This is a genomic window from Kitasatospora sp. NPDC001660, assembly GCF_053596725.1.
The window spans coordinates 1-4,604 of sequence record NZ_JBSFGU010000114.1 but is presented as its reverse complement, the minus strand read 5'-3'; the positions used below and the strand labels follow the sequence as shown (position 1 = coordinate 4,604).

General features: G+C 74.0%; 1 protein-coding gene. It reads right to left on the bottom strand.

Annotation, left to right across the window (positions count from 1 at the left end; all coding sequences use genetic code 11):
* A partial coding sequence (locus ACWCXH_RS39620; protein WP_449806371.1) for an SDR family NAD(P)-dependent oxidoreductase occupies positions 1 to 4,604 on the bottom strand: 4,604 nt, incomplete at both ends.

Sequence of the window (4,604 nt, the reverse complement as noted above, 5' to 3'; positions counted from 1 at the left end):
GCGGCCAGGACGGCGTCCATGCGCTCGGGGGTGAGCGCACCGACCAGACCGTTGTCACCGACACCGGCGGCGTGGATGACGGCGGACAGGCCCGGGAGCGTGTCGATCAGAGCGGCCACGGCCTCGCGGTCCGCCATGTCACAGGCACGGACCTCGACGGTCGCGCCGAGGACGGACAGCTCCGCCACCAGATCCGCCGCCCCCGGCGCCTCCAGGCCGCGACGGCTCGTCAGCACCAGGCTCCGCACGCCACACTCGGCGACCAGGTAGCGGGCGACGACGGCACCCAAGCCACCCGTGCCGCCAGTGATCAGCACGCTGTCGTCCACACCGACCGGCAGCGGACCCTCGGGCTGCGGGAGACGGCTCAGACGCGGGACGTAAACGGCTCCGGCGCGCACGGCCGACTCCGGCTCGGTGGTGACGACGACGTCCCCGTCCGTGTCGAGGAGGCCGAACCGGCCCGGGTTCTCCGCCTGCGCAGCCCGGACCAGACCCCACACCGGAGCCTGCGCCAGATCCACCGGCTCACCCTCGCGCACCGCCACCGCACCCCGCGTCACGACCACCAGCCGCGACGCCGCGAACCGCTCCTCCGCCAGCCACGCCTGCACCGCGCGCAGGACGTGCTGCGTCACCTCGCGCACGGCCACCGGGACGTCGTCGCCCGGGGCGGGCACGGCCGCGCAGTCCAGGACGACGGTCCCGGGGGCCGGGCCCTCGGCGGGCCGAGCATCCCAGGCCGTCCATTCCGCACCCACGTCCGGGGCGGTCGGCAGCTCCGCCCACTCGATTCCGTAGAGCGGGTCGGCCGAGCCCAGCTGTGCTGCCGAGACCGCCCGGCCCTTCACGGAGGCCACCGTCAGCACCGGACCGCCGGCCGGGTCGGCGAGGTCGAGCCGCAGCCCGCCATCGTCGAGCCGGACGATCCGCACCCGCACCGCCGACGCGCCGACGGCGCGAAGCGCCGCACCCGTCCACGCGAACGGGACCACGGTGTCGTCACTTCCCGCGTCCACGATGGCGACGTGCATCGCCGCGTCGAGGAGCGCCGGATGCACGCCGAAGCCGTCGGCCTCGACGTCCTCGGGGAGCTCGACGTCCGCGAACAGCTCGTTCCCGCGCCGCCAGGCCGCCCGTAGCCCCTGGAAGGCGTGGCCGTAGCCGAACCCGGCCTCCGCCATGCGCTCGTAGGCGCCCTCCACCGGCAGCGGCTCGGCGCCGGCCGGCGGCCAGACGTCGAGGGATCCCGGCTCCACGGCTCCGGAAACGGCCAGCGAACCGGCTGCGTGCTGGAGCCACCCGGCATCCGGTTCCCCGTCCGGGCGGGAGTGGCGGGAGTGGATCGTGAGCTCCCGGCGGCCGGTGGCGTCCGGCGTTCCGACGCGGAGCTGGACCTGGAGCGCGCCGTGCTCGGGCAGCACCAGCGGTGCGGCCAGCGTCAGTTCCTCCACCAGCTCGCAGCCCACTTCGGCGGCGGCGCGCAGCGCGAGTTCGAGCAGACCGGCGCCGGGGAGCAGGACCGTGCCCTGGACGACGTGGTCGGCCAGCCACGGGAACGAGGCCGCCGACAGGCGACCGGTGAGCACCAGCCCGTCCTCGTCGGCCAGTTCGACGGCCGCGCCGAGCAGGGGGTGGGTGGTGGCGCCGAGGCCGGCGGAGCGGACGTCGCCGCTGCGGGCGGACAGGGGTGCGGGCCAGAAGCGGCGGCGCTGGAAGGCGTAGGTCGGCAGGTCGACGTGCCGGGCGCCGGTGGCGGCGAACAGGGCGGCCCAGTCCACCGTCGCGCCGTGGACGTGCAGGTGGGCGAGGGCGTCGACCAGCGTGTGTTCCTCGGCCCGGTTCCGGCGGAGCGCCGGGGCGATCACGGTCTCACCGTCGTCCGGCAGCGCGCTCGCGGTGAGGGCGGTGAGGACGGCGTCGGGGCCGAGTTCGAGGTAGCGGCGGACGCCGGCCTCGTGGAGGGTGCGGACACCGTCGGCGAAGCGGACGGCCTCGCGAACGTGGCGCACCCAGTAGTCGGGCGACTGGAGCCCTTCGGCCAGTCCGCCGGTCAGGTTGGAGACGACCGGGATCGAAGGCGCGCTGTAGGTCAGCCCGTCGAGGACCGCGCGGAAGTCCTCCAGCATCGGATCCATCAGCGGCGAGTGGAACGCGTGGGACACCCGCAGCCGGTTCGTCTTCCGGTCGGCGAAGTGCTCGCGGACCGCCTCGACGGCCTCCTCGGCGCCCGAGACGACGACCGAACTCGGGCCGTTCACGGCTGCGATCGACACGAACTCGCCCAGCAACGGGAGGACTTCGTCCTCCGCCGCCTGCACCGCGAGCATCGCGCCGCCCTCCGGCAGCGCCTGCATCAGACGGCCGCGAGCAGCGACCAGCTTGCAGGCGTCCTCCAGCGAGAACACCCCGGCGACGTGCGCCGCCGCGACCTCGCCGATCGAGTGGCCGGCCACGAACTCGGCGCGGACGCCCAGCGATTCGGCGAGACGGAACAGGGCCACCTCGACCGCGAACAGGCCCGCCTGGGCGTAGACGGTCTGGTTCAGCAACGCCTCGTCCTCACCCCACACGACGCTGCGAAGGGGCTGGTCGAGGTGCTCGTCCAGCACAGCGCACACGGCGTCGAAGGTGTCGGCGAACGCCGGGAATCGGGCGTACAACTCCCGCCCCATACCGGGGCGTTGCGATCCCTGGCCGGAGAAGAGGAACGCGCTCTTGGCGTCGGCCGCCACCCCTCGGGCCACCTCGACGCCGTCGGCGACCACCGCGCGGTGCGGGAAGGCCGACCGGCCGGCCAGGGTGAACGCAACGTCGACAGTGGGGAGTTCGTCGGCGTCCGTGAGCCGCGCGAGCTGCGCGTCCAGCGCCGCCTCGGACTTGGCCGATACCACCCAGGGCATCGCCCCCGCCGTGACCGCGGCTTCCTGCACCACCTCGGGCTCGGCCTGCTCCAGGATCACGTGTGCGTTGGTGCCGCTGATCCCGAACGACGACACGCCCGCCCGGCGCGGATGGTCCGTGGCCGGCCACTCGGTGCGCTCGGTGAGCAGCTCCACAGCTCCGGCCGTCCAGTCGACGTGGGAGGAGGGCTGGTCGATGTGCAGAGTGCGCGGCAGCAGGCCGTGCTGCATCGCGAGCACCATCTTGATCACGCCGGCCACCCCGGCCGCCGCCTGCGCGTGCCCGATGTTCGACTTGATCGAGCCCAGCAGCAGCGGCAGTTCGCGGCCCTGACCGTACGTAGCAAGCAGCGCCTGCGCCTCGATCGGGTCACCCAGCGTGGTACCCGTACCGTGCGCCTCGACGGCGTCCACGTCGGCCGTCGAAAGCCCGGCACTCGCCAGGGCCTGCCGGATCACCCGCTGCTGCGACGGACCGTTCGGCGCCGTCAGACCGTTCGACGCACCGTCCTGGTTCACAGCACTGCCCCGCAGGACCGCCAGCACCCGGTGCCCATTGCGCCGAGCGTCCGACAGCCGCTCCAGCACGACCATGCCGACACCCTCACCCCAGCCCACACCGTCCGCCGCATCCGCGAACGACCGGCACCGGCCGTCCGCCGACAGGCCGCCCTGCCGCGAGAACTCCACGAAGGTGTTCGGCGTCGACATCACCGTCACGCCGCCGGCCAGTGCCAGCGAGCACTCACCGCTCCGCAGCGCCTGCGCCGCCAGGTGCATCGCCACCAGCGACGACGAGCACGCCGTGTCCACCGTCACCGCCGGCCCCTCCAGGCCCAGCGTGTACGAGACGCGGCCCGAGGCCACGCTTCCCGCGCTGCCGCTGCCCTGGTACCCCTCGAACTCGCCACCGCCCAGCAGGCTCGCGTAGTCCGCGTACATCACACCCGCGAAGACACCCGTCCGGCTGCCGTGCAGCGACACCGGGTCGATGCCGGCCCGCTCGAACGCCTCCCACGACGTCTCCAGCAGCAGGCGCTGCTGCGCGTCCGTCGCGAGCGCCTCGCGCGGGCTCATCCCGAAGAACTCGGGGTCGAACTCACCTGCGGTGTACAGGAATCCGCCGGAGCGCGTGGAGGACGTGCCGACGTGGTCCGGGTCCGGGTGGTACAGCGCCTGGACGTCCCAGCCGCGGTCGGCCGGGAAGTCCGACACCGCGTCCACGCCGTCGGCCACCAGGCGCCACAGGTCCTCGGGCGACTCGACGCCGCCCGGGTAGCGGCACGCCATGCCCACGATCACGATCGGATCGTCCGACAGCGACGGCAGGACCTCGGGGACGTCGACGACGCCCTCGGCACCGAACAGGCCCTCCAGCACGAAGCCCGCCAGCGCGCTCGCCGTCGGATAGTCGAACACCACCGTGGCCGGCAGCTGGAGACCCGTCACCGACCGCAGCCGGTTACGCAGCTCGACGGCCGTCAGCGAGTCGAAGCCGAGGTCCTGGAACGCCCGCGACGGATCGACCGCCGAGCCACCCTCGTGGCCCAGCACGAGGGCGATCTGGTCGCGCACCAGCTCCAGGACGGCCCCGCGCCGCTCATCCCCGCCCAGCCCCGACAGGCGCTGCGCCAGGCCCGCCGACACGGCCGAGCCCGCCACCACCGCGCGCCGCACCCGGCCCCGCACCAGCCCGCGCAG